This window comes from Lysobacter niastensis, from assembly GCF_031457115.1.
Lineage (GTDB): Bacteria > Pseudomonadota > Gammaproteobacteria > Xanthomonadales > Xanthomonadaceae > Lysobacter_J > Lysobacter_J niastensis_A.
In genome coordinates this window covers 464773-483609 of sequence record NZ_JAVDVY010000003.1, presented here as the reverse complement: position 1 = coordinate 483609, position 18837 = coordinate 464773, and the positions used below count along the sequence as shown (strand labels likewise).

Here is an 18837-nt window from a genome sequence, read left to right as displayed (position 1 = left end):
CCAGCAAGGGATCGATGCGCACGTCGAACCGCGCCGCCTGGTAACACGGCTGGCAGTGATGACGAACGCGCCGCCGCGCGTGGGAAGGACGAACCCTGGGGAAAGAATTACTGGCCGCGCTCGAGCACCAGCAAGGGATCAATGCGCACGTCGAACCAGTTCATACCCCAATGCAGGTGCGGCCCGGTCGCGCGCCCGGTGGCACCGACCGCACCGATCCGCTGGCCCTGGGTCACGCGCTCGCCGACCTTCACGTCGATGCGCGAAAGATGCAGGAAGTTCGAGCTGACACCGTGGCCATGGTCGAGCAGCACCGTGCCGCCCGTCAGGTACAGGTCGGGCGCGGCGAAGGTGACGATGCCGCCCGCCGGCGCCAGTACCGGCGTGCCGCTGGCTGCGGCCACGTCCATGCCGGAATGCGGCGACTTGGGCGTGCCGTTGTAGATGCGCTGGTTACCGAAGCGCCCGCTGATACGGCCCTGCACCGGCCAGACGAAGGGGCGCGCGAAGTCGGAGCGGTCGTCGTCGCGCTCGCGTGCGGCCGTCACCATCGCCTGCTCGCGCTCGATCCGCGCGGCGATCTCCGGCGGCGGTTCGACCGTCGCGGGCGGGACGCCGTCGATTTTCTCCACTGGCCAGTCGCGCGGCGTCACCGCGACCTGGATGGTTTGCTGGCGTCCGTCCGCGCCGGTCACTTCGACCTCGACCGGACCCGCCTCATCGCGACCGACACCGAACACCACCGAGCCATAGGGCGTGGCACGCAGCATCCGCTCGCGATAGCGGGCGATGCTGCCAGCCGGCACCTTGCCGATCACCAGCGCGCCCTGCTGCACCGAGGTGGGGAACACGATGCGTGTGTCCGCCAGTGGCGTGACCGCGGGTTCCTGCGCAAGGGCTCCGATGATCGGTGCCAGCAAGGCCAGCGCCAGCAGCACCGGCAATCCCTTCAGTCTCACCGGGTAGTGCTCATCGCGTGAAGGACAGGCGCTGGCCTGCCGGGTCGCCGACCAGCTGCCGGCCGTTCCATACCAACTCGCCATTGACCCAGGTCGAGGCGATGCGGGAATGGAACGTCGTGCCCTCGAACGGAGACCAGGCGCACTTGGACAGCACGTCCTCGCGCTGCACCGTGAAGGGCGTGTCCTCGACCAGGACCAGGTCGGCCGCGTAACCCTCGCGCAGGAAGCCGCGTCCCTCGACGTCGAACAGCTGCGCCGGTGCGTGCGCGAACTTCTGCACGACCTGGGCGGTGGTCAGCTTGCCTTCGTGGACCAGTTCCAGCGCCGCCACCAGTGCGTACTGCACCAGCGGCAGGCCGCTGGGCGCGGAGGTATAGGGGCGAGCCTTCTCTTCCAGCGTATGCGGGGCGTGGTCGGTGGCGAGCACGTCGATGATGTCGTCGGCGAGCGCCGCGATCAGCGCCTGGCGGTCGCTTGCGTCCTTGATTGCCGGGTTGCACTTGATCAGGTGCCCAAGCCGCGCGTAATCGGCGCGGTCGAAGCGCAGGAAGTGGATACAGGTCTCGGCGGTGATGCGCTTGCGGCTGCCGTCGGCGCGCACCAGCGGGCCCGGCTCGAACAGCGCCAGCTCGTCGGCGGTGCTGATGTGCAGTACGTGCAGGCGGGTGTCGTGCTTGCGCGCCAGCGAGATCGCCAGTTCCGTCGACTTCAGGCAGGCCGCGCGCGAGCGGATGTCGGGATGGCAGGCGGCGGGGATGTCGTCGCCGTACTGCGCCTTGTAGCGGGCCAGCTCGGCATCGATCATCGGCGTGTCTTCGCAGTGCGTGATGATTGGCGTCGGCGCGTCGCGGAAAATGCCGTCGAGGATCTCCGGGTTGTCCACCAGCATGTTGCCCGTGGAGGCGCCCATGAACACCTTGATGCCGGGCGCGGTGCGCGGGTCCAGCGATTGGATGGCCGCAAGGTTGTCGTTGCTGGCGCCCAGATAGAAGCCGTAGTTGGCCCAGGCGCGGCCCGAGGCGCGGCGGTACTTGTCCTCCAGCGCGGCGGCGTCGAGCGTGGGCGGGCTTGTGTTGGGCATGTCCATGAAAGCGGTCAGGCCGCCGGCCACCGCGGCGGCCGATTCGGTCGCCATGTCGGCCTTGTATTCCAGGCCGGGTTCACGGAAATGCACCTGGTCGTCGATCATGCCGGGCAGCAGGCGACAGCCGGAGGCGTCGACCACGGTCTCGTTGCCGCGCGCTTTGAGCCCGCTGCCGATCTGGGCGATGCGGCCGGACTCGATGCGCAGGTCGCCGTCGAATTCGCGGCCTTCGTTGACCAGGCGGGCATTGACGATCAATGTCGATGACATGGGGTTTTTCCGTGGGAAGTGTCGGCGTCGGGCACGGGATCGTGGCCGCCGGGGTGCAGGGGATGGCAACGCAGCACGCGCCTGACCGCGAGCCAACTGCCCTTGATCGCACCGAAACGGGCGATCGCCTGCATGGCGTAGACCGAGCAGGTGGGATGGAACCGGCAGCGCGGCCCCAGCAGTGGACTGATCCACCGCTTGTAGGCGCGAAGCAAGGCGATGAGCAGACGGTCGATCACGGTTCCTTAATGCGGACAAGCCTTTTTTATGCGGTTGCCGCCGTTGCCCGGGGCAGGGTATAACAGCGCGCTTTCCCGTCACAAGGGAACAGAAGGACATCTCGCTCGTGGCAGTGAAAAAACCCGCCAAGAAGGCCGCCAAGGCCGTCAAGAAAGCCGCCCCAAAGGCCGCTTCCAGCAAGTCCGCCTCCAAGAAGGCCGTGACCAAGAAGCCGGTGGCCAAAAAGGCCGCCGCGAAGAAGGTTGCGGTCAAGAAGCCGGTCGCCAAGAAGGTCGTGGCGAAGAAGCCGGCTGCGAAAAAGGTAGCGGTCAAGAAGCCGGTCGCCGCCAAGAAACCAGCGATCGCCAAGAAGCCGGTCGCCGCCACCAAAGCCGTTAGTAAGAAAGCGGCCCCGGTGAAGAAGGCCGTCGTCGCCAAGAAGGCGGCGCCAGCCAAACCCATTGCCGCCAAGCAGGCTCCTGCGAAGCAGGTCCCGGCACCCAAGCCCGTCGCCGCCAAGGCGCCGGTGTCCAAGACGTCGGAACCGGTCAGCAAGCCGGCTGTCGCCAAGCCGTCCATCGTCAAGAAACCCGCGCCTCGTCCCGCCACCAAGACCGCACCGGTCGCGGCCGAAGCCAGCAAACCTGAAGCAGCCAAGAACTCCGTGACTCAAACCGCTCCCAGCAAGGTGCCTGCGCAGAAATCCGCGGCCGTCAATTCCCCCGCGAAACCTGCACCGACCCCGCGTCCGGCTGGCAAGGTCGCGGTCGCCATCGCGGCCAAGCCGCAAGCACCCGCGCCGAAAGGCAAGGTGAAGGTCGTGCCGTACAACACCGATTCCACTGGGCGTCCGATCGTCCCGCAGGGCTACCGCCCGACGGTGGACGAGGAGTACATGAGCCCGCTACAGCTCGAATATTTCCGCCAGCGCCTGATGCATTGGCGCGCGGATCTGGTCGAGGAGTCCAAGCAGACCATCGAGAACCTCAAGGACGAAGTCCGCGACGTCGGCGACGAAGCCGAGCGCGCAACCCGCGAGACCGAGAACTCGCTGGAGCTGCGCACCCGTGACCGCTACCGCAAGCTGATCAGCAAGATCGACAGCACGCTCAAGCGCGTGGACTCGGGCGACTACGGCTACTGCGTCGATACCGGCGAGGAAATCGGCCTGGAACGCCTGGAAGCGCGTCTCACCGCCGAGCGCACGATCGATGCGCAGGAGCGTTGGGAGCATCTGCAGAAGCAGATGGGCGACTAAGCCGGACTCCCCGGGCCGCTGCCTGGGGACATTCCGCTGCCCCTGGTCAAGGGGGCACGAAGCCCGGCTCCGGCCGGGCTTCTGCGTTTGTGCGGTAACGACACGACCTGTAACGCGCATTGCGCCGCTTGCGTGCATGCTCGGTGCAATACCGCCCCCGAGCCATTGCCATGTCTTCACCTACGGATTCCTCGTTCATGCGCGAGGCCCTCGCGCTTGCCCGAGACAACATTGCCCGAGGCGGCCGGCCGTTCGGCGCCGTGCTGGTGCGCGATGGCGAAGTAATCGCGCGAGCGGCCAACCGAATCCACGACAGCGGCGACCCGACCGCGCACGCAGAGTTGCTGGCAATCCGCGAGGCCGCGCAGAGGTTGGACAACACGCGCCTGGAGGGATGCGCGATCTACGCGAGCGGCCATCCGTGCCCGATGTGCCTGGCGGCCATGCACCTGTGCGGGATGTCGGCGGTGTACTACGCGTATTCCAACGAGGATGGCGCCCCGTATGGGCTGTCGACGGCGCCGATCTATGCGCAGATGGCGCTACCGCCACAGGCGCAGTCGCTGCTGGTGCGTGCGTTGCGACTGCCGGAGGAGGAAGGCTTGTACGAACAGTGGGCGCGCCTGCGCTCTTGAGCGGTTAGTGCAGTTCGCGCAGGTCCAGCCGTCGCAGCTTCGGTGCCAGCCGGGCGGTGATGCCCACCACCGCCAGCGTCATGCAGCCGCCGAAGATCACCGACGGCACCAGGCCTAGCAGACGCGCCGCCACGCCCGATTCGAACGCACCCAGTTCGTTCGACGAGCCGATGAAGATGCCGTTGATCGACGACACGCGTCCGCGCATGTGGTCGGGCGTGGCCAGTTGCAGGATGGTCGAGCGCAGCACCACCGACACGCCGTCGCACATGCCCGACATCATCAGCATCAGCGCCGACAGCCACAGGTGCCGCGAAAGCGCGAAGCCGATGATGCACAACCCGAACCCTGCCACTGCAACCAACAAGATGCGGCCGGCGTTGCGCTGCAGCGGGTGCCGCGCCAGGTACAGGCCCACCAGCACCGCGCCGGCCGCGGGAGCAGCGCGCAGCAGGCCGAGGGCCTCCGGACCGTAATGCAGGATGTCGCTGATGAAGGCGGGTAGCAGCGCGACCGCGCCGCCGAACAGCACCGAAAACATGTCCAGCGCGAGGGCGCCGAGCACGACCTGCGTGTTGAACACGAAGCGCAGGCCCTCGCCGATGCTCTGGAACACCGGTGCACGCTCGGCCGGCATTGGCGGTTCGGTCACGCGAAGGCTGATCACCGCGATCGCCGCGGCGGCGGCAAAGCCGGCCGCCACCAGATAGGCCGAGGTCTTGCCCCCCCAGGCGACCAGCAGGCCGCCCATCGCGGGACCGAGCACCAGCCCGGTCTGCATCACCACGCTGCTGACGCCGGCACCGCGCGTGAACTGCTCGCGCTTGAGCACGCGTGCGAACAGCGACATGTAGACCGGCGCCAGGAACGCGCGCACCACGCCGTTGACCGCGATCGCCGCGTAGATGACCAGCGCGCCGAAGCCGCCTACACCGGCAGGCAATACGCCGCTGGCCACGCCGGCCAGCGCCAGCGTCGTGGCGAACAGGCCCACGCACGCGGCCATGCCCAGCTTGCGTCGCGGCAGGTGGTCGACGGCGTATCCGGCGAACAGCGCGAAGCAGAAGTAGGGAATGACCTCGGCCAGGCCGATCAGGCCTAGCGCCAGCGCATCGCGGGTGATTTCGTAGACATGCCAGCCGACCGTGACCGCGACGATCTGGTACGACAGCATCGCCAGCAGGCGGTACACCAGCAGGCCCACGAAGCCGCGATTGTGCAGCAGCGTAGAGACGCCCGTGGCTTGGGCCGCGGCTTGATCGCTCACAGGTGGCGCTGGGCCTGGTCGCGGATGAAGCCCAGCAACGCCGCCAGGCCGTTGCTGCGGGTGGGCGAGAGGTGCTTGGCCAGGCCGATGTCGGCGATGTAATCGGCGTCGGTGCGCGCGATGTCGGCGGCGCTGCGACCCGAGTACACGCGCAGGGCGAGGTAGATCAGCCCGGACACGATCGCCGAATCGCTGATTGCATGGAAATCGAGGCGGTCGCGGTCGCCCTCGGCGACGATCCACACCATCGACTGGCAACCGTGCAGGCGGTGCTGCTCGGTCTTCCAGTCGGCCGGCAGGTCCGGCAGCTTGCGTCCGAGGTCGATCAGGTACTGGTAGCGCTCGGACCAGTCGCCGAAGAAGGCGAACTCGTCGCGAATCGCCGCCTGCGCCTCAGTGGTGCTGGCTTCGATCGGGAAGGGGCTGACGGGGGCGGCAATGGCATTCATTTCGATGGTGATTTTACGCCTTACGCCCGTCATTCCCGCGTAAGGCGGGAAACCAGGGAGTTGGCGTCCAGTCAGGGCACGGCCTGAAGGCGCTGGATCCCCGCCTTCGCGGGGATCAAGGGAGCCAGAGGGCCACGCCACTGGTGGCCGCGGCATTGCTCACCCCCGCTTCCAGCGCACGCCCTGCGGCGTGTCCTCGAGCAGGATGCCTTCGCCGGCCAGCTGGTCGCGGATGGCATCGGCGCGGGCGAAGTCGCGCGCCTTCTTGGCCGCCACGCGCTCGTCGATCAAGGTCTGGATGCGGGAGTCGTCGTCGCCGGAGGCGCCGCGACCGAACCACGCCGCCGCCTCCTGCTGCAACAGGCCCAGCGCCAGGCCGGCACCGAGTAGTTCGCCCTTGAGCCTGGCCTTGTCCGCGATGGACTCGGCCTTGCGCGCGTCGGCGGCGATGCGCGAAATCTCGGCCAGCGCCTGCGGCGTGTTGAGGTCATCGTCCAGGGCGGCCTCGATGCCTGCAGGAATGACCGGATGGGCAAAGTCGGGCGCGACCACGACATCGGCCAAGTCGCGCAGCGTGCCGTACAGGCGGTCGAGCGTGCGCACGCATTGTTCGATCAGGCCATCGGACCAGTCCAGCGGCTGCCGGTAATGCGCCGAGAGCAGGGCGTAACGCAGCGCTTCAGGCGGGTTTTCCTTGATCAGTTCGTGCACGCGCTGGATGTTGCCCACCGACTTGGCCATCTTGGCCCCGCCGAAATTGAGCATGCCGTTGTGCATCCAGACGCGGGCGAAAGGCTTGCCGCCATGCGCGCATTCGCTCTGCGCGATTTCGTTCTCGTGATGCGGGAACTGCAGGTCGACGCCGCCGGCGTGGATGTCGATGGTTTCGCCCAGGTGCGCAGCGGCCATCGCCGAGCACTCGATGTGCCAACCGGGACGGCCGCGGCCCCACGGCGAGTCCCAACCGGGCAGGTCGTCGGTGGAGGGCTTCCACAGCACAAAATCGCCCGCATCGCGCTTGTACGGCGCCACGTCCACCCGCGCGCCGGCCAGCAGTTCCTCCGGGTCGCGACGCGAGAGCTTGCCGTACTGGGAGAAGCTGGCGACCGAGAACAGCGCATGACCTTGCGCGGCATAGGCATGCCCGGCCTCGATCAGGCGCTCGATCATCGCGATGATCTGGCCGATGTGGCGGGTGGCCTCGGGCTCGAGGTCCGGCGGCTGCACGCCCAGCGCCGCCATGTCCTCGCGATAGATCGCAGCGAACCGGTCGGTGATCGTCGAGATCGGCACGCCCTGTTCCCTGGCGGCGGTATTGATCTTGTCGTCGACGTCGGTGATGTTGCGGGCGTAGGCCAGGTCGCCGAAACGGCGCCGCAGGACCCGTGCCAGCACGTCGAAAACGACCGGACCACGGGCGTTGCCGATGTGGGCGTAGTTGTAGACCGTGGGCCCGCAGACATACATGGTCGGGCGGGCGGGATCGAGCGGCACGAACGGCTCGACCCGTCGCGTCAGGCTGTTGAAGAGTTGCAGGCTCATGGGGGCACCGCTGGGAATGCTGGCCATTCTAGCGGTCTGGCCGCGTTTGCCACGAGCGCTGGCGGACCGTCCAGGCTTTTCCGCCCGGTGGGGCGGTCGCCGACCTTAGGCGAGGGTTCAGGCCCTCGAGCGTGACAACAATTACACTTTCTGAACAAACCTGACTCGCGAGCCTGATGAACCGTTCTTTTCTGCTGCTGCCGATCCTGTCGCTCGCCTTATGGGCCGGCACTGCGGCCGCACAGAACACGGTCATCCAGGCCGAGAATGTCCGGTTCGACTATGCGCAGGTGCTGCGGGTCACGCCCGTCTACCAGACGCTCCGGGCCAGCAGCGTCGAGCAGCAGTGCGAGGGCGAGGATTCGCGCTTCTCGCGGGCATTCGGGGCCGTCAAGGACGCGCTCACCCGCGAGGACAAGCCAGAACGGGACGGCGACAAGAACAGCAAGGACGACAAAGGCGGCAAGGACCCCAAGGACCCGGCCAAATGCCGTCCGGTGACCGTCGACCGCGAGTTCCGCCGCCCCATCGCCTATGACGTCGACTACGTATACAAGGGCGCCAAGTTCCGCTCGCGCCTGCCTGAGGATCCTGGCAACCGCCTGCGCATCCGCGTCTCCGTGACTCCCGTGGTGGCGCCGGCCCGCAGCCGGTGAAGCTTCAAGCTTGCGCCCACCACCGCTGCATGCGAGCATTCGCACCCTGATGAACACCCACTACGCCGACGCCGACGTACTGACCTCCGCCTACATGGCGGCGGGCATGACCTCGCGCGCGCGTCGACCGTTTCCCTGCCATCCTGCTGGGTAATCGGTCGCACACGCCAACTTCCTCACGGCGAAGTGACACAGAAAAAGCCCAGCCTACGCGCTGGGCTTTTTTGCTTTGGGCCCGCGCAACGACTGTCCCCCTCACGACACGGACCGCACCCCGATGACCCCCAGGCACTTCCTCAACACCCAGGACTGGTCGCGCAACGACCTCGACGCGTTGCTGGCCCAGGCCACCGCGTTCAAGCGCAGCAAGCTTGGCGACCAGCTCAAGGGCCGCTCGATCGCCCTGGTGTTCTTCAACCCGTCGATGCGCACCCGCACCAGCTTCGAACTGGGCGCGTTCCAGTTGGGCGGCCACGCCATCGTGCTGCAGCCGGGCAAGGACGCGTGGCCGATCGAGTTCGAACTGGGCAAGGTGATGGACGGCGAGGCCGAGGAGCACATCGCCGAGGTGGCGCAGGTGCTGGGCCGCTATGTCGACCTGATCGGCGTGCGCGCGTTCCCGAAGTTCGTCGACTGGTCGATCGACCGCCAGGACCGCGTGCTGGAGAGCTTCGCGAAGTACTCGCCGGTGCCGGTGATCAACATGGAGACGATCACCCATCCGTGCCAGGAGCTTGCACACATCCTGGCGCTGCAGGAGCACTTCGGCACGACCGACCTGCGCGGCAAGAAGTACGTGCTGACCTGGACCTACCACCCCAAGCCGCTCAACACCGCCGTCGCCAATTCGGCGCTGACGATTGCCACGCGCATGGGCATGGACGTCACGTTGCTGTGTCCGACGCCCGAGTATGTTCTCGACGAGCGCTACATGGGCTGGGCCGAGAAGAACGTCGCCGAGAGCGGCGGCTCGCTGATCGTCAGCCACGACATCGAAAGCGCCTATCGCGGTGCCGACGTGGTCTACGCCAAGAGCTGGGGCGCGCTGCCGTACTTCGGCAACTGGGCGCCGGAGAAACCCATCCGCGACCAGTACCAGCACTTCATCGTCGACGAGGCCAAGATGGCGTTGACCAATCACGGCGTGTTCTCGCATTGCCTGCCGCTGCGTCGCAACGTCAAGGCCACCGATGCGGTGATGGATTCGCCGCAATGCATCGCGATCAACGAGGCCGAGAACCGTCTGCACGTGCAGAAGGCGATCATGTCGGCGTTGATCAGGTAGTAACCAATTGAACCCCCTCTCCCCGCAAGCGGGAAAGAGGTTGGGGTGAGGGCAGATGCTCCGCACCCCTTGCCCCCACCCCAACCCTCCCCCCGCAAGCGGGGGAGGGGGCGAACCATCAGAGAAAAAGATCATGAGCAAAGACATCGTCCTCGCCTTTTCCGGCGGCCTCGACACCAGCTTCTGCGTGCCCTACCTGAAGGAGCGCGGCTGGAACGTGCACACCGTGTTCGCCGACACGGGCGGCGTCGATGCCGAAGAGCGCGCCTTCATCGAACAGCGCGCCGCCGAACTGGGCGTGGCCTCGCATGTCACCGTCGACGGCGGTCCGGCGATCTGGTCGGGTTTCGTCAAGCCGTTCGTGTGGGCGGGCGAGGGCTACCAGGGGCAGTACCCGCTGCTGGTGTCGGACCGATACCTCATTGTCGAAGCCGCGCTCAAGCGCGCCGATGAGTTGGGCACCAAGGCCATCGCGCACGGCTGCACCGGCATGGGCAACGACCAGGTGCGCTTCGACCTGGCGGTGAAGGCGCTGGGCGACTACGAGATCGTGGCGCCGATCCGCGAGATCCAGAAGGAGCACACCGAGGTCCGCGCCTACGAGCAGAAGTACCTGGAGGAACGCGGCTTCGGCGTGCGCGCCAAGCAGAAGGCCTACACCATCAACGAGAACCTGCTGGGCCTGACCATGTCCGGCGGCGAGATCGATCGCTGGCAGGCGCCGGGCGAGGGCGCGGTCGGCTGGTGCAAGCCGCGAGCCGAATGGCCGGCGCAGCCGCTGCGCGTGACGATCGCGTTCGAGAACGGCGAAGCCGTCGCGCTCGATGGGCAGAAGATTGCCGGCCACACGATGTTGGCCAAGCTCAATGGCCTGTTCGCGCAGTACGGCGTCGGTCGCGGCCTCTATACCGGCGACACCACCATCGGCCTCAAGGGCCGCATCATTTTCGAAGCGCCGGGCCTTGTCGCACTGCTGACCGCGCATCGCGCGCTGGAAGAAGCGGTGCTGAGCAAGCAGCAGAATCGCTTCAAGCCGGACGTGGCGCGCAAGTGGGTGGAACTGGTGTACGAAGGCTTCTTCCACGATCCGCTCAAGACCGACCTGGAAGCATTCCTGGCGTCGAGCCAGGCGATGGTGAACGGCGAAGTGGTGCTGGAAACGAACGGCGGCATCGTCAATGCCGTGGCCATCTCGTCCAAGCACATCCTCAATGCCAAGGGCGCGACCTACGCGCAGGCGGCCGATTGGGGCGTGGCCGAGGCCGAAGGCTTCATCAAGCTGTTCGGCATGAGCAGCACGCTCTGGGCCGAAATCAACCGCAAGTAAGCACAGCACCCGGTCCTCTCCCGCCGGGAGAGGGAGCCAACTGAGACATCAACCACGGTAGCCATGCTCGCCAAGACCCTCAAACACCTCGAAGCGCTGGTGTCGTTCGACACCCGCAATCCGCCGCGTGCGATTGGCACCGGCGGGATCTTCGATTACCTGCGCTCGCACCTGACCGACTTCCGCATCGAGGTCACCGATTACGGCGACGGTGCGGTGTCGTTGCTGGCCGTGCGCGGTAATCCGCGGCGGTTGTACAACGTGCACCTGGACACGGTGCCGTCGTCGGAAGCCTGGAGCGCCGATCCCCACACGCTGCGAGTGACCGCGGACCGCGCAATCGGTCTGGGTGCATGCGACATCAAGGGTGCTGCGGCCGGACTGCTGACCGCGGCTTCGGTGACGAAGGGCGACGCGGCGTTCCTGTTCAGCACCGACGAGGAAGCCAACGATCCGCGTTGCATCGCAGGGTTTCTGGCGACGCAACACGGGTTCCAGGAGGCGATCATCGCCGAGCCGACCCGTTGCGAGGCGGTGCTGGCCCATCGTGGCATCAGCTCGGTGCTGCTGAAGTTCCGCGGCATGGCCGGCCATGCCTCCGGCGCCAATGCCCTGCAGGCCAGCGCGCTGCACCAGTCGATACGCTGGGGCGGCCACGCGCTGGATTTCGTCGAGAGCCAGGGACACCAGCGCTTCGGAGGGTTGACCGGGTTGCGCTTCAACATCGGCCGGGTCGAGGGTGGCATCAAGGCCAACATGATCGCGCCCAGCGCCGAGGTGCGTTTCGGCTTCCGGCCGTTGCCGTCGATGTCGATCGATGCGCTGCACGAGCGCTTCGGCACACTGGTCGAACCCGGCGCCATCGAACGCTACGTGGAAACCTTCCGCGGTCCGTCGCTGCCCTCCGGCGACATCGCCGATGCCGAGGAGCGCCGCCTGGAAGCGCGCGACCTTGCCGACGCGCTGCATTTCCCCATCGGCAACGCGGTCGATTTCTGGACCGAGGCGTCGCTGTTCTCCGCCGCCGGGCTGACTGCGTTCGTCTATGGCCCGGGCGACATCGCCCAGGCCCACACCGCCGACGAATGGGTGGCGCTGCAACAGTTGCAGCACTACACCGAGTCCATCATCCGAGTCCTGGATTGAGCATTACCGCAATGAACGACGCACACGACATCCAGACCCGCCAGACCATCGTGCGCCTGCTTTCGAGCATGGCCAGCGCGAAGGAAATCTCGCAGTACCTCAAGCGGTTTTCCCAGCTCGACGCCAAGCGCTTCGCCGTGGTGAAAGTCGGCGGCGCCGTGCTGCGCGACGACCTCGACGCGCTGACGTCCTCGCTGGCGTTCCTGCAAGACGTCGGCCTGACGCCGATCGTCATCCACGGCGCCGGCCCGCAACTCGACGAGGAGCTGTCCGCCGCCGGCATCGGGAAGCGCACCGTCAACGGCCTGCGCGTGACCTCGCCGGAAGCGCTCGCCATCGTGCGGCGCGTGTTCCAGACCCAGAACCTGAAGCTGGTCGAGGCGCTGCAGGCGTTCGATGCGCGTGCGACGTCGATCGTTTCGGGCGTGTTCGAGTCCGAATACCTCGATCAGGACACCTATGGCCTGGTCGGCGAGGTGAAGCGCGTCAACCTCGCCCCGATCGAAGCCAGCCTGAGGGCCGGATCGATCCCGGTGATCGCCAGCCTCGGCGAGACCGCCAGCGGGCAGATCCTCAACGTCAACGCCGACTTCGCCGCCAACGAACTGGTGCAGGTACTGCAGCCGTACAAGATCGTGTTCCTGACCGGCACCGGCGGTCTGCTCGACGACACCGGCAAGGTCATCGATTCGATCAACCTGTCGACCGAGTACGAGCACCTGATGGCGCAATCGTGGATCAACGGCGGCATGCGCGTGAAGATCGAGCAGATCAAGGACCTGCTCGACAAGTTGCCGCTGACGTCGTCGGTGTCGATCACCAAGCCGTCCGAGCTGGCCAAGGAGCTGTTCACCCACAAGGGGTCGGGCACGCTGGTGCGACGCGGCGAGCGCGTGCTGCAGGTCAGCGAATGGGACGAGCTGGACCTGCCGCGGTTGCGGGAGCTGATCGAGTCGGCTTTCGGCCGGCGCCTGCTGCCCGATTACTTCGAGCGCACCACGCTGCATCGCGCCTACGTCAGTGAGAACTATCGCGCGGCGGTGATCCTGACGCGCGAGGACGGCTTGACCTACCTCGACAAGTTCGCCGTGCTCGATGAGGCGCAGGGCGAGGGCCTGGGGCGCGCCGTGTGGCAGGTGATGCGCGAGCAGAACCCGAGCCTGTTCTGGCGCTCGCGCCACGGCAATGCGGTCAATCCGTTCTATTACAGCGAGTCCGACGGCTGCATCAAGCAGGATAAGTGGAAGGTGTTCTGGTACGGGCTGGATGGCTTCGAGCAGATCGCCTGGTGCGTGGACCATTGCGCCACGCGCCTGCCGACGCTGGCGGATGCAGCGTGAGCGCGGTTCCTTTCCTCGCGCCGGTCGTGCTCGAAGGGCGCCACGTCCGGCTCGAGCCGATGGAGGCCACGCACGCGCAGGAGCTGGCGCAGGCCGTGCGCGATGGCGAGTTGTGGAAGCTCTGGTACACCAGCGTGCCGCGTCCCGAGGCCATCGACGAACACGTCACGCTGATGCTGAAGCGCCGCGAGCAGCGCACCTTCCTGCCGTTCGTGGTGCGCCTGCGCGAGACGGGCGAGGTGGTCGGCCAGACTACGTTCTGCAACGTCGACCACGACAACCGCCGCGTCGAAATCGGCTACACCTGGTATTCGCAGCGGGTGCAGCGCACCGCAGTCAATACCGAGGCCAAGTACCTGCTGCTGGGTCATGCGTTCGATGCATGGCAGTGCATCGCGGTGGAGTTCCGCACGAACTGGTTCAACGAGCGTTCGCGTGCTGCGATCGCGCGCCTGGGCGCCAAGCAGGACGGCGTGCTGCGCAATCACCAGCGGTTGCCGGACGGCAGTTTCCGCGACACCGTGGTGTTCTCGATCATCCAGTCCGAGTGGTCGGCGGTTAAGAACAACCTCGACTACAGGCTCGGGATCGCCGGGTCGCAACGTGGAGACGGCGGGCGTGGCTAAATCCGTAGGCATCGTAGGCGCGCGCGGCCATGTCGGCGCCGAGCTGATCCGGCTGATCGCCGGCCATCCGGATTTCGAGCTGGCGTTCGTATCGTCGCGCGAACTGGTCGGCCAGCGCGTGGCCGATCATTTTCCCGATTTCGCCGATCGCATCGGTGGCGAGCTTCGTTATGTTTCGCCCGGTAACGAAGAACTGCCGGGCCTTGGCGCCGACGCGATCGTGCTGGCCTTGCCCAACGGCAAGGCGGCGGCTTGCGTGGCGGCATTCGACGTGGCCGGAGCCGACCCGGTGATCGTCGATCTGTCGGCTGATTACCGCTTCGACGATGGCTGGTACTACGGACTGCCGGAACTGACCCGTGGCCAGTATTCCGGCCAGCGCCGGATCAGCAACCCGGGCTGCTACGCCACTGCGATGCAATTGGCGGTGGAACCGATGCTCGACGCGCTGGCCGGTCCGGTGCAGTGCTTCGGCGTATCCGGCTATTCCGGTGCGGGCACGACGCCCTCCGACAAGAACGATCCGGACAAGCTGCGTGACAACCTGATGCCGTACGCGTTGACCAATCATGTGCACGAGCGCGAAGTCACGCGCCAGCTCGGCCATGAGATCCAGTTCCTGCCGCATGTCGCGTCGCATTTCCGTGGCCTGACCATCACCGCCAATCTGCCGCTGGCGCAGGCGTTCGAACGCCACCAGGTCCTCGAGCGCTACCGCGGGCGTTATGCCGACGAGCCGCTGGTCGATGTGCGCGACGATGCGCCGTGGGTCAGCAACATCGCCGGCCGGCATCACGTCGAGATCGGCGGCTTCACGCTGTCGCCCGATGGTCGCCGCCTGGTCGTGGTCGCCACCGAGGACAACCTGCTCAAGGGCGCCGCGACGCAGGCGTTGCAGAATCTCAACCTCGCATTCGGATTCGACGAGATGGCGGGCATTCCCGCCGCGGAGCACAACGCATGAGCCAGCTCCTTTGGCAGAAGCCGGGCGTCCAGGTCGACGCGCGCATCCAGCAGTTCCTCGCCGGCGAGGACGTGATCCTCGACCGCGAGTTCTTCCTGTTCGACGTCCAGGCCAGCCGCGCACATGCGCAGGGCCTGCAGCGGATCGGGATCCTCGATGCTGAAGAACTCGCAGGATTGGAACGGGAGCTCGACGTGCTGGCCGAGGACTTCCGCAGCGGGCGCTTCGTGCTCGACGAGCAGTACGAGGATGGCCATTCGGCCATCGAGGCGCGGCTGGTCGAACGCCTGGGCGATGCCGGCAAAAAGATCCACACCGGCCGCAGCCGCAACGACCAGATCCTCGTCGCTACGCGACTATGGTTGAAGGACCGCCTTGCCCGCGTGGCCGCGACCTGCCGCGAGAGCGCGCAGGTGGCGCTGGCACGCGCCGGCGTGGAGGGCGCGATGCCGCTGCCGGGCTACACGCACCTGCAACGCGCGGTCGTGTCCTCGCTGGGCATGTGGTGGGCGGCCTGGGCCGAGGGCTTCATCGACAACGCGCAGCGTGCGCAGCAGACGCTCGCCTGGGTGGATGCCAATCCGCTCGGCAGCGCGGCCGGCTACGGCGTCAACCTGCCGCTGGCGCGCGAACACACCACCACGGCGCTCGGGTTCGGGCGCATGCAGGTGTCGGCGGCGTATGCGCAGCTGTCGCGCGGCAAGTTCGAGATGGCGGCGATCGAAGCGATGTCGTCGGCATTGCTCGACCTGCGTCGCCTGGCCTGGGACCTGAGCCTGTTCACCACCGCCGAGTTCGGTTTCGTCGCCTTGCCGGCGCAGTACACGACCGGCAGCTCGATCATGCCCAACAAGCGCAATCCGGACGTGATCGAACTGATGCGTGCGAGCTACTCCGCCGCCGCTGCTGCGCGTACCGAGATCGAGCAGCTGTTGTCGCTACCTTCGGGTTACCACCGCGACCTGCAGTTCTCCAAGGGTGCGATCTTCCACGCCTTCGGTCGCGGTTTGGGCGCGCTGGAACTGCTGCCCGACCTGCTGCGTAACCTGGAATGGAAGACGGACGCGATGCGCGCCGCACTGGACCCGTCGATGTACGCCACCGACCTGGCTGTCGATCTGGCTCGGCAGGGACTGCCGTTCCGCGAGGCCTATCGACAGGCGGCGGATCCGGCGCGCTGGGCCCAGGGCGATCCCGAGGCCAGCCTGGCCGCGCGCGTTTCGCCCGGCGCGGCGGCCGACCTGCAACTGGATGAACTGCAGCGACGACTGGACGCGCTGCAATGAGCGCGTTGGGAAGGTCGTCTGAACGAGACTTCCCGGCGCAACCCCTGCCGCGTTGGCAACGCGCGGTGCTGAAAGTCGGCAGCAGCCTGCTGGCCGGCTTCGGCGACAACAACACCCACGGCGGTCTCGACGCGCGCCATGCCGCCGGGCTGGCGCGGTTCATCGCGCAATGCCATGCGCAGCATCGCGAAGTGTTGCTGGTCTCGTCCGGCGCGGTCGCGGCCGGACGGGCCCGTGTCGCCTCCGGCGGCGATGGCCTGGTGCTGCGTCAGGCCTTGGCGGCGCTCGGACAGGCTTCGCTGATCGGCTTCTGGCAACAACTGGTCGATCGCCCCGTGGCGCAGGTGCTGCTGACCCACGACGACCTGCGCAATCGTCGCCGCTACCTCAATGCACGGGCCAGCCTGCGTGAGCTGTTGCGGCTGGGCACGCTGCCGATCATCAACGAGAACGACACCGTCGCGGTCGACGAGCTCAAGCTCGGCGACAACGACAACCTTGCAGCCGCCGTGGCTTCGCTGGTCGACGCAGACCTGCTGTTGATCGCCACCGACATCGGCGGGCTTTACAGCGCGCACCCGCAGCGCGACCCCTCGGCGCGTCCCATCCTCCGTGCCGAGCGGGTAACGCAGGAACTGCTGGATGTGGCTGGCGGTGCCGGCGCGCTGGGCACGGGTGGCATGCGCACCAAGCTCGAAGCCGCTGCCAAGGCGGCGACGGCCGGCATACCAACGGCGCTGTTCTGTGGCCGCGATGCCGCTGTCGTGGAGGTCCTGGCCGCCGGGCAGCTGCACGGCACGCTGGTGCAAGGGCAGGGCGACCGGTTGCGCGCACGCAAACAATGGCTGCGACATGCGCCTGCCTCCGGCCGCGTGCAGGTCGACGCCGGCGCCGCCGAAGCGCTACGCCGACGCGGCGCCTCGCTGCTGCCAGGCGGGGTGATCGGCGCCCACGGCGGGTTTCGTCGCGGCGATGTGATCGAAGTCGTCGAAAACATCGACACGGCGCCCTGCGCGCGCGGCCTGGCGCAGTACAGTGCCGGGGAAATCCAGCGCATCGCCGGACGTCATAGCAGCGACATCGAGGCCGTGCTGGGTTTCCGATACGGGGAGGCGGTGATCCACCGCGATGATCTGGTGGTGCTGGCGACGGAGACGGCGGAATGAACGCACACGGTCGGGGCTACGTGAGGGAGTTGGCGGAGCGTGCGCGCGAGGCGCAACGCGCGATCGCCGCGCTGGACACCGCCGAGCGTCGCCGGCTGATCGAGCGCATGGCCACGCAACTGGTGCAGCAGTGCGATGCGGTGCTGGCCGCCAATGCCCTGGACATGGCACGGGGCCGCGATTCCGGGCTGGGGCCGGCACTGCTCGACCGCCTGCGCCTGGACGAAACCCGTCTGGAGTCCATTGCGGCCGGCCTGATGGAGGTTGCCGCGCAGCCCGATCCGCTGGGCGAGGTAACACGCCGCGACCGACGCCCCAATGGCATGGTGATCGAGCGCCAGCGCGTGCCGCTGGGGCTGATCGCGATGATCTACGAGTCCCGCCCCAACGTGACGGCCGATGCCGCCGCGCTGTGCCTGAAGGCCGGCAACGCCGTGCTGTTGCGCGGCGGATCGGAGGCGCGCGCGAGCAACACGGCGATCGCGGCGTGCCTGCACGGCGCGCTGCGTGAACTCGGCCTGCCCGAGGACGCGGTGTCGCTGATCGCCGATCCCTCGCGGGAGCATGTGCTGGAGTTACTGGGATTGGCCGACCTCATCGACCTGGCGATCCCGCGTGGCGGCGAGGGCCTGATCCGGTTCGTCGCCGAGCACGCGCGCGTGCCGGTGATCAAGCACTACAAGGGCGTATGCCACCTCTACGTGGACGCGGCCGCCGATCCGGTCAAGGCGCTTGACCTGCTGGTGGACGGAAAGGCCTCGCGCCCGGGCGTATGCAACGCACTGGAGACGTTGCTGGTGCATCGCGACATCGTCCCCGTCTTCATGCCGCTTGCGCTCGAGATCATGGCCAAACGCGGCGTCGAGGTGCGCGGCTGCGCCCGTACGCGTACCTGGGGCGATCACGTGCGGCCTGCCGAAGACGCCGACTATGCCGCCGAATACCTGGACCTAATCCTGGCGGTGCGCGTCGTCGACAGCCTGGGCGAGGCGCTCACGCACATCGCCCGATACGGCTCCGACCACACCGAGGTGATCGCGACCGAAGATGTCGCTGCCGCCGAGGCTTTCATCGGCGGAACGCGCAGTTCCGCGGTCATGGTGAACGCGTCTTCACGCTTCAACGATGGCAGCCAGCTCGGATTGGGCGCCGAGATCGGCATCTCGACCACGCGCCTGCACGCCTATGGGCCCATGGGGGCAGAATCGCTGACGATCGAGCGGTTCGTCGTGCGAGGTGAAGGGCAAGTGAGGCATCCGGAGTCTGTCGACGCAACCTGAGTCGACCATGAGCGAACCGGGGCCGGCAAGTAACGTGCCGGCCACCCGCGTTTGCACCCCGCGTCCTGATTGTCT

The 18837-nt window shown here is 67.1% G+C and carries 18 protein-coding genes; 12 read left to right on the top strand and 6 right to left on the bottom strand.

The genetic code is table 11. The features are described 5' to 3' along the window. Positions 1 to 107 precede the first annotated feature (107 nt). The 3 genes from J2X06_RS16935 to yidD are packed head-to-tail and all read right to left on the bottom strand — an operon-like array spanning position 108 to position 2555. Positions 108 to 953: a M23 family metallopeptidase gene (locus J2X06_RS16935; protein ID WP_310064487.1), complete on the bottom strand. Its 846-nt coding sequence runs from the start codon at positions 951 to 953 to the stop codon at positions 108 to 110. Positions 954 to 969: 16 nt separating this feature from the next. Continuing rightward, positions 970 to 2316: a dihydroorotase gene (locus J2X06_RS16930; protein ID WP_310064455.1), complete on the bottom strand. Its 1347-nt coding sequence runs from the start codon at positions 2314 to 2316 to the stop codon at positions 970 to 972. Next, on the bottom strand, positions 2301 to 2555 hold the full coding sequence (gene yidD / locus J2X06_RS16925) for a membrane protein insertion efficiency factor YidD (RefSeq protein WP_310064453.1): 255 nt from the start codon (positions 2553 to 2555) through the stop codon (positions 2301 to 2303). Before yidD ends, J2X06_RS16930 begins: the two co-directional genes overlap by 16 nt. A gap of 107 nt (positions 2556 to 2662) precedes the next feature. Here yidD and dksA point away from each other — a divergent pair, with 107 nt between their 5' ends. Both dksA and J2X06_RS16915 read left to right on the top strand, forming a co-directional pair. Then, positions 2663 to 3793: an RNA polymerase-binding protein DksA gene (dksA, locus tag J2X06_RS16920; RefSeq protein ID WP_310064451.1), complete on the top strand. Its 1131-nt coding sequence runs from the start codon at positions 2663 to 2665 to the stop codon at positions 3791 to 3793. Positions 3794 to 3963: 170 nt separating this feature from the next. Further along, positions 3964 to 4428, top strand: coding sequence for a nucleoside deaminase (locus J2X06_RS16915; RefSeq protein ID WP_310064450.1), 465 nt, complete (start codon positions 3964 to 3966; stop codon positions 4426 to 4428). A gap of 4 nt (positions 4429 to 4432) precedes the next feature. Here J2X06_RS16915 and J2X06_RS16910 read toward each other — a convergent pair whose 3' ends face one another. From J2X06_RS16910 to cysS, 3 genes are all read right to left on the bottom strand, one after another. Beyond that, positions 4433 to 5695 (bottom strand): MFS transporter, encoded by a 1263-nt coding sequence (locus J2X06_RS16910; RefSeq protein ID WP_310064448.1) that lies wholly within the window; start codon positions 5693 to 5695, stop codon positions 4433 to 4435. Beyond that, on the bottom strand, positions 5692 to 6144 hold the full coding sequence (locus tag J2X06_RS16905; protein WP_310064446.1) for a SufE family protein: 453 nt from the start codon (positions 6142 to 6144) through the stop codon (positions 5692 to 5694). The genes J2X06_RS16910 and J2X06_RS16905 overlap by 4 nt, the downstream gene beginning before the upstream one ends. Before the next feature lie 159 nt (positions 6145 to 6303). Next, positions 6304 to 7686, bottom strand: coding sequence for a cysteine--tRNA ligase (gene cysS / locus J2X06_RS16900; RefSeq protein WP_310064444.1), 1383 nt, complete (start codon positions 7684 to 7686; stop codon positions 6304 to 6306). 176 nt (positions 7687 to 7862) lie between these two features. Here cysS and J2X06_RS16895 point away from each other — a divergent pair, with 176 nt between their 5' ends. From J2X06_RS16895 to J2X06_RS16850, 10 genes are all read left to right on the top strand, one after another. Then, positions 7863 to 8342 carry a hypothetical protein gene (locus J2X06_RS16895; protein ID WP_310064442.1) on the top strand — a complete coding sequence of 160 codons (480 nt, stop codon included), beginning with the start codon at positions 7863 to 7865 and terminating at the stop codon, positions 8340 to 8342. Positions 8343 to 8619: 277 nt separating this feature from the next. Continuing rightward, on the top strand, positions 8620 to 9627 hold the full coding sequence (locus tag J2X06_RS16890) for an N-acetylornithine carbamoyltransferase (RefSeq protein ID WP_310064440.1): 1008 nt from the start codon (positions 8620 to 8622) through the stop codon (positions 9625 to 9627). A gap of 130 nt (positions 9628 to 9757) precedes the next feature. Beyond that, complete coding sequence (locus tag J2X06_RS16885; protein WP_310064485.1) at positions 9758 to 10954, top strand: argininosuccinate synthase; 1197 nt, start codon at positions 9758 to 9760, stop codon at positions 10952 to 10954. A gap of 63 nt (positions 10955 to 11017) precedes the next feature. Next, positions 11018 to 12100, top strand: a complete 1083-nt coding sequence (locus J2X06_RS16880) for an acetylornithine deacetylase (protein WP_310064438.1) — start codon at positions 11018 to 11020, stop codon at positions 12098 to 12100. Positions 12101 to 12111: 11 nt separating this feature from the next. Continuing rightward, positions 12112 to 13440, top strand: coding sequence for an acetylglutamate kinase (locus J2X06_RS16875; protein WP_310064436.1), 1329 nt, complete (start codon positions 12112 to 12114; stop codon positions 13438 to 13440). Then, positions 13437 to 14066, top strand: a complete 630-nt coding sequence (locus tag J2X06_RS16870; RefSeq protein WP_310064434.1) for a GNAT family N-acetyltransferase — start codon at positions 13437 to 13439, stop codon at positions 14064 to 14066. Before J2X06_RS16875 ends, J2X06_RS16870 begins: the two co-directional genes overlap by 4 nt. Continuing rightward, positions 14059 to 15030 carry an N-acetyl-gamma-glutamyl-phosphate reductase gene (gene argC / locus J2X06_RS16865; protein ID WP_310064432.1) on the top strand — a complete coding sequence of 324 codons (972 nt, stop codon included), beginning with the start codon at positions 14059 to 14061 and terminating at the stop codon, positions 15028 to 15030. Before J2X06_RS16870 ends, argC begins: the two co-directional genes overlap by 8 nt. Continuing rightward, the gene (gene argH / locus J2X06_RS16860; protein ID WP_310064430.1) at positions 15027 to 16316 is read left to right on the top strand and encodes an argininosuccinate lyase; all 1290 of its coding nucleotides are present in this window, start codon (positions 15027 to 15029) and stop codon (positions 16314 to 16316) included. Before argC ends, argH begins: the two co-directional genes overlap by 4 nt. Next, on the top strand, positions 16313 to 17482 hold the full coding sequence (gene proB, locus J2X06_RS16855) for a glutamate 5-kinase (protein WP_310064428.1): 1170 nt from the start codon (positions 16313 to 16315) through the stop codon (positions 17480 to 17482). Before argH ends, proB begins: the two co-directional genes overlap by 4 nt. Continuing rightward, positions 17479 to 18762: a glutamate-5-semialdehyde dehydrogenase gene (locus tag J2X06_RS16850; protein WP_310064426.1), complete on the top strand. Its 1284-nt coding sequence runs from the start codon at positions 17479 to 17481 to the stop codon at positions 18760 to 18762. Before proB ends, J2X06_RS16850 begins: the two co-directional genes overlap by 4 nt. Positions 18763 to 18837: the final 75 nt, after the last annotated feature.

Coding starts and splice junctions, on each gene's coding strand:
- J2X06_RS16930 (WP_310064455.1), bottom strand. CDS start 2,316: ATGTCATCGACATTGATCGTCAATGCCCGCCTGGTCAACGAAGGCCGC.
- J2X06_RS16915 (WP_310064450.1), top strand. CDS start 3,964: ATGTCTTCACCTACGGATTCCTCGTTCATGCGCGAGGCCCTCGCGCTT.
- J2X06_RS16905 (WP_310064446.1), bottom strand. CDS start 6,144: ATGAATGCCATTGCCGCCCCCGTCAGCCCCTTCCCGATCGAAGCCAGC.
- cysS (WP_310064444.1), bottom strand. CDS start 7,686: ATGAGCCTGCAACTCTTCAACAGCCTGACGCGACGGGTCGAGCCGTTC.
- J2X06_RS16895 (WP_310064442.1), top strand. CDS start 7,863: ATGAACCGTTCTTTTCTGCTGCTGCCGATCCTGTCGCTCGCCTTATGG.
- J2X06_RS16890 (WP_310064440.1), top strand. CDS start 8,620: ATGACCCCCAGGCACTTCCTCAACACCCAGGACTGGTCGCGCAACGAC.
- J2X06_RS16880 (WP_310064438.1), top strand. CDS start 11,018: ATGCTCGCCAAGACCCTCAAACACCTCGAAGCGCTGGTGTCGTTCGAC.
- J2X06_RS16875 (WP_310064436.1), top strand. CDS start 12,112: ATGAACGACGCACACGACATCCAGACCCGCCAGACCATCGTGCGCCTG.
- argH (WP_310064430.1), top strand. CDS start 15,027: ATGAGCCAGCTCCTTTGGCAGAAGCCGGGCGTCCAGGTCGACGCGCGC.
- proB (WP_310064428.1), top strand. CDS start 16,313: ATGAGCGCGTTGGGAAGGTCGTCTGAACGAGACTTCCCGGCGCAACCC.
- J2X06_RS16850 (WP_310064426.1), top strand. CDS start 17,479: ATGAACGCACACGGTCGGGGCTACGTGAGGGAGTTGGCGGAGCGTGCG.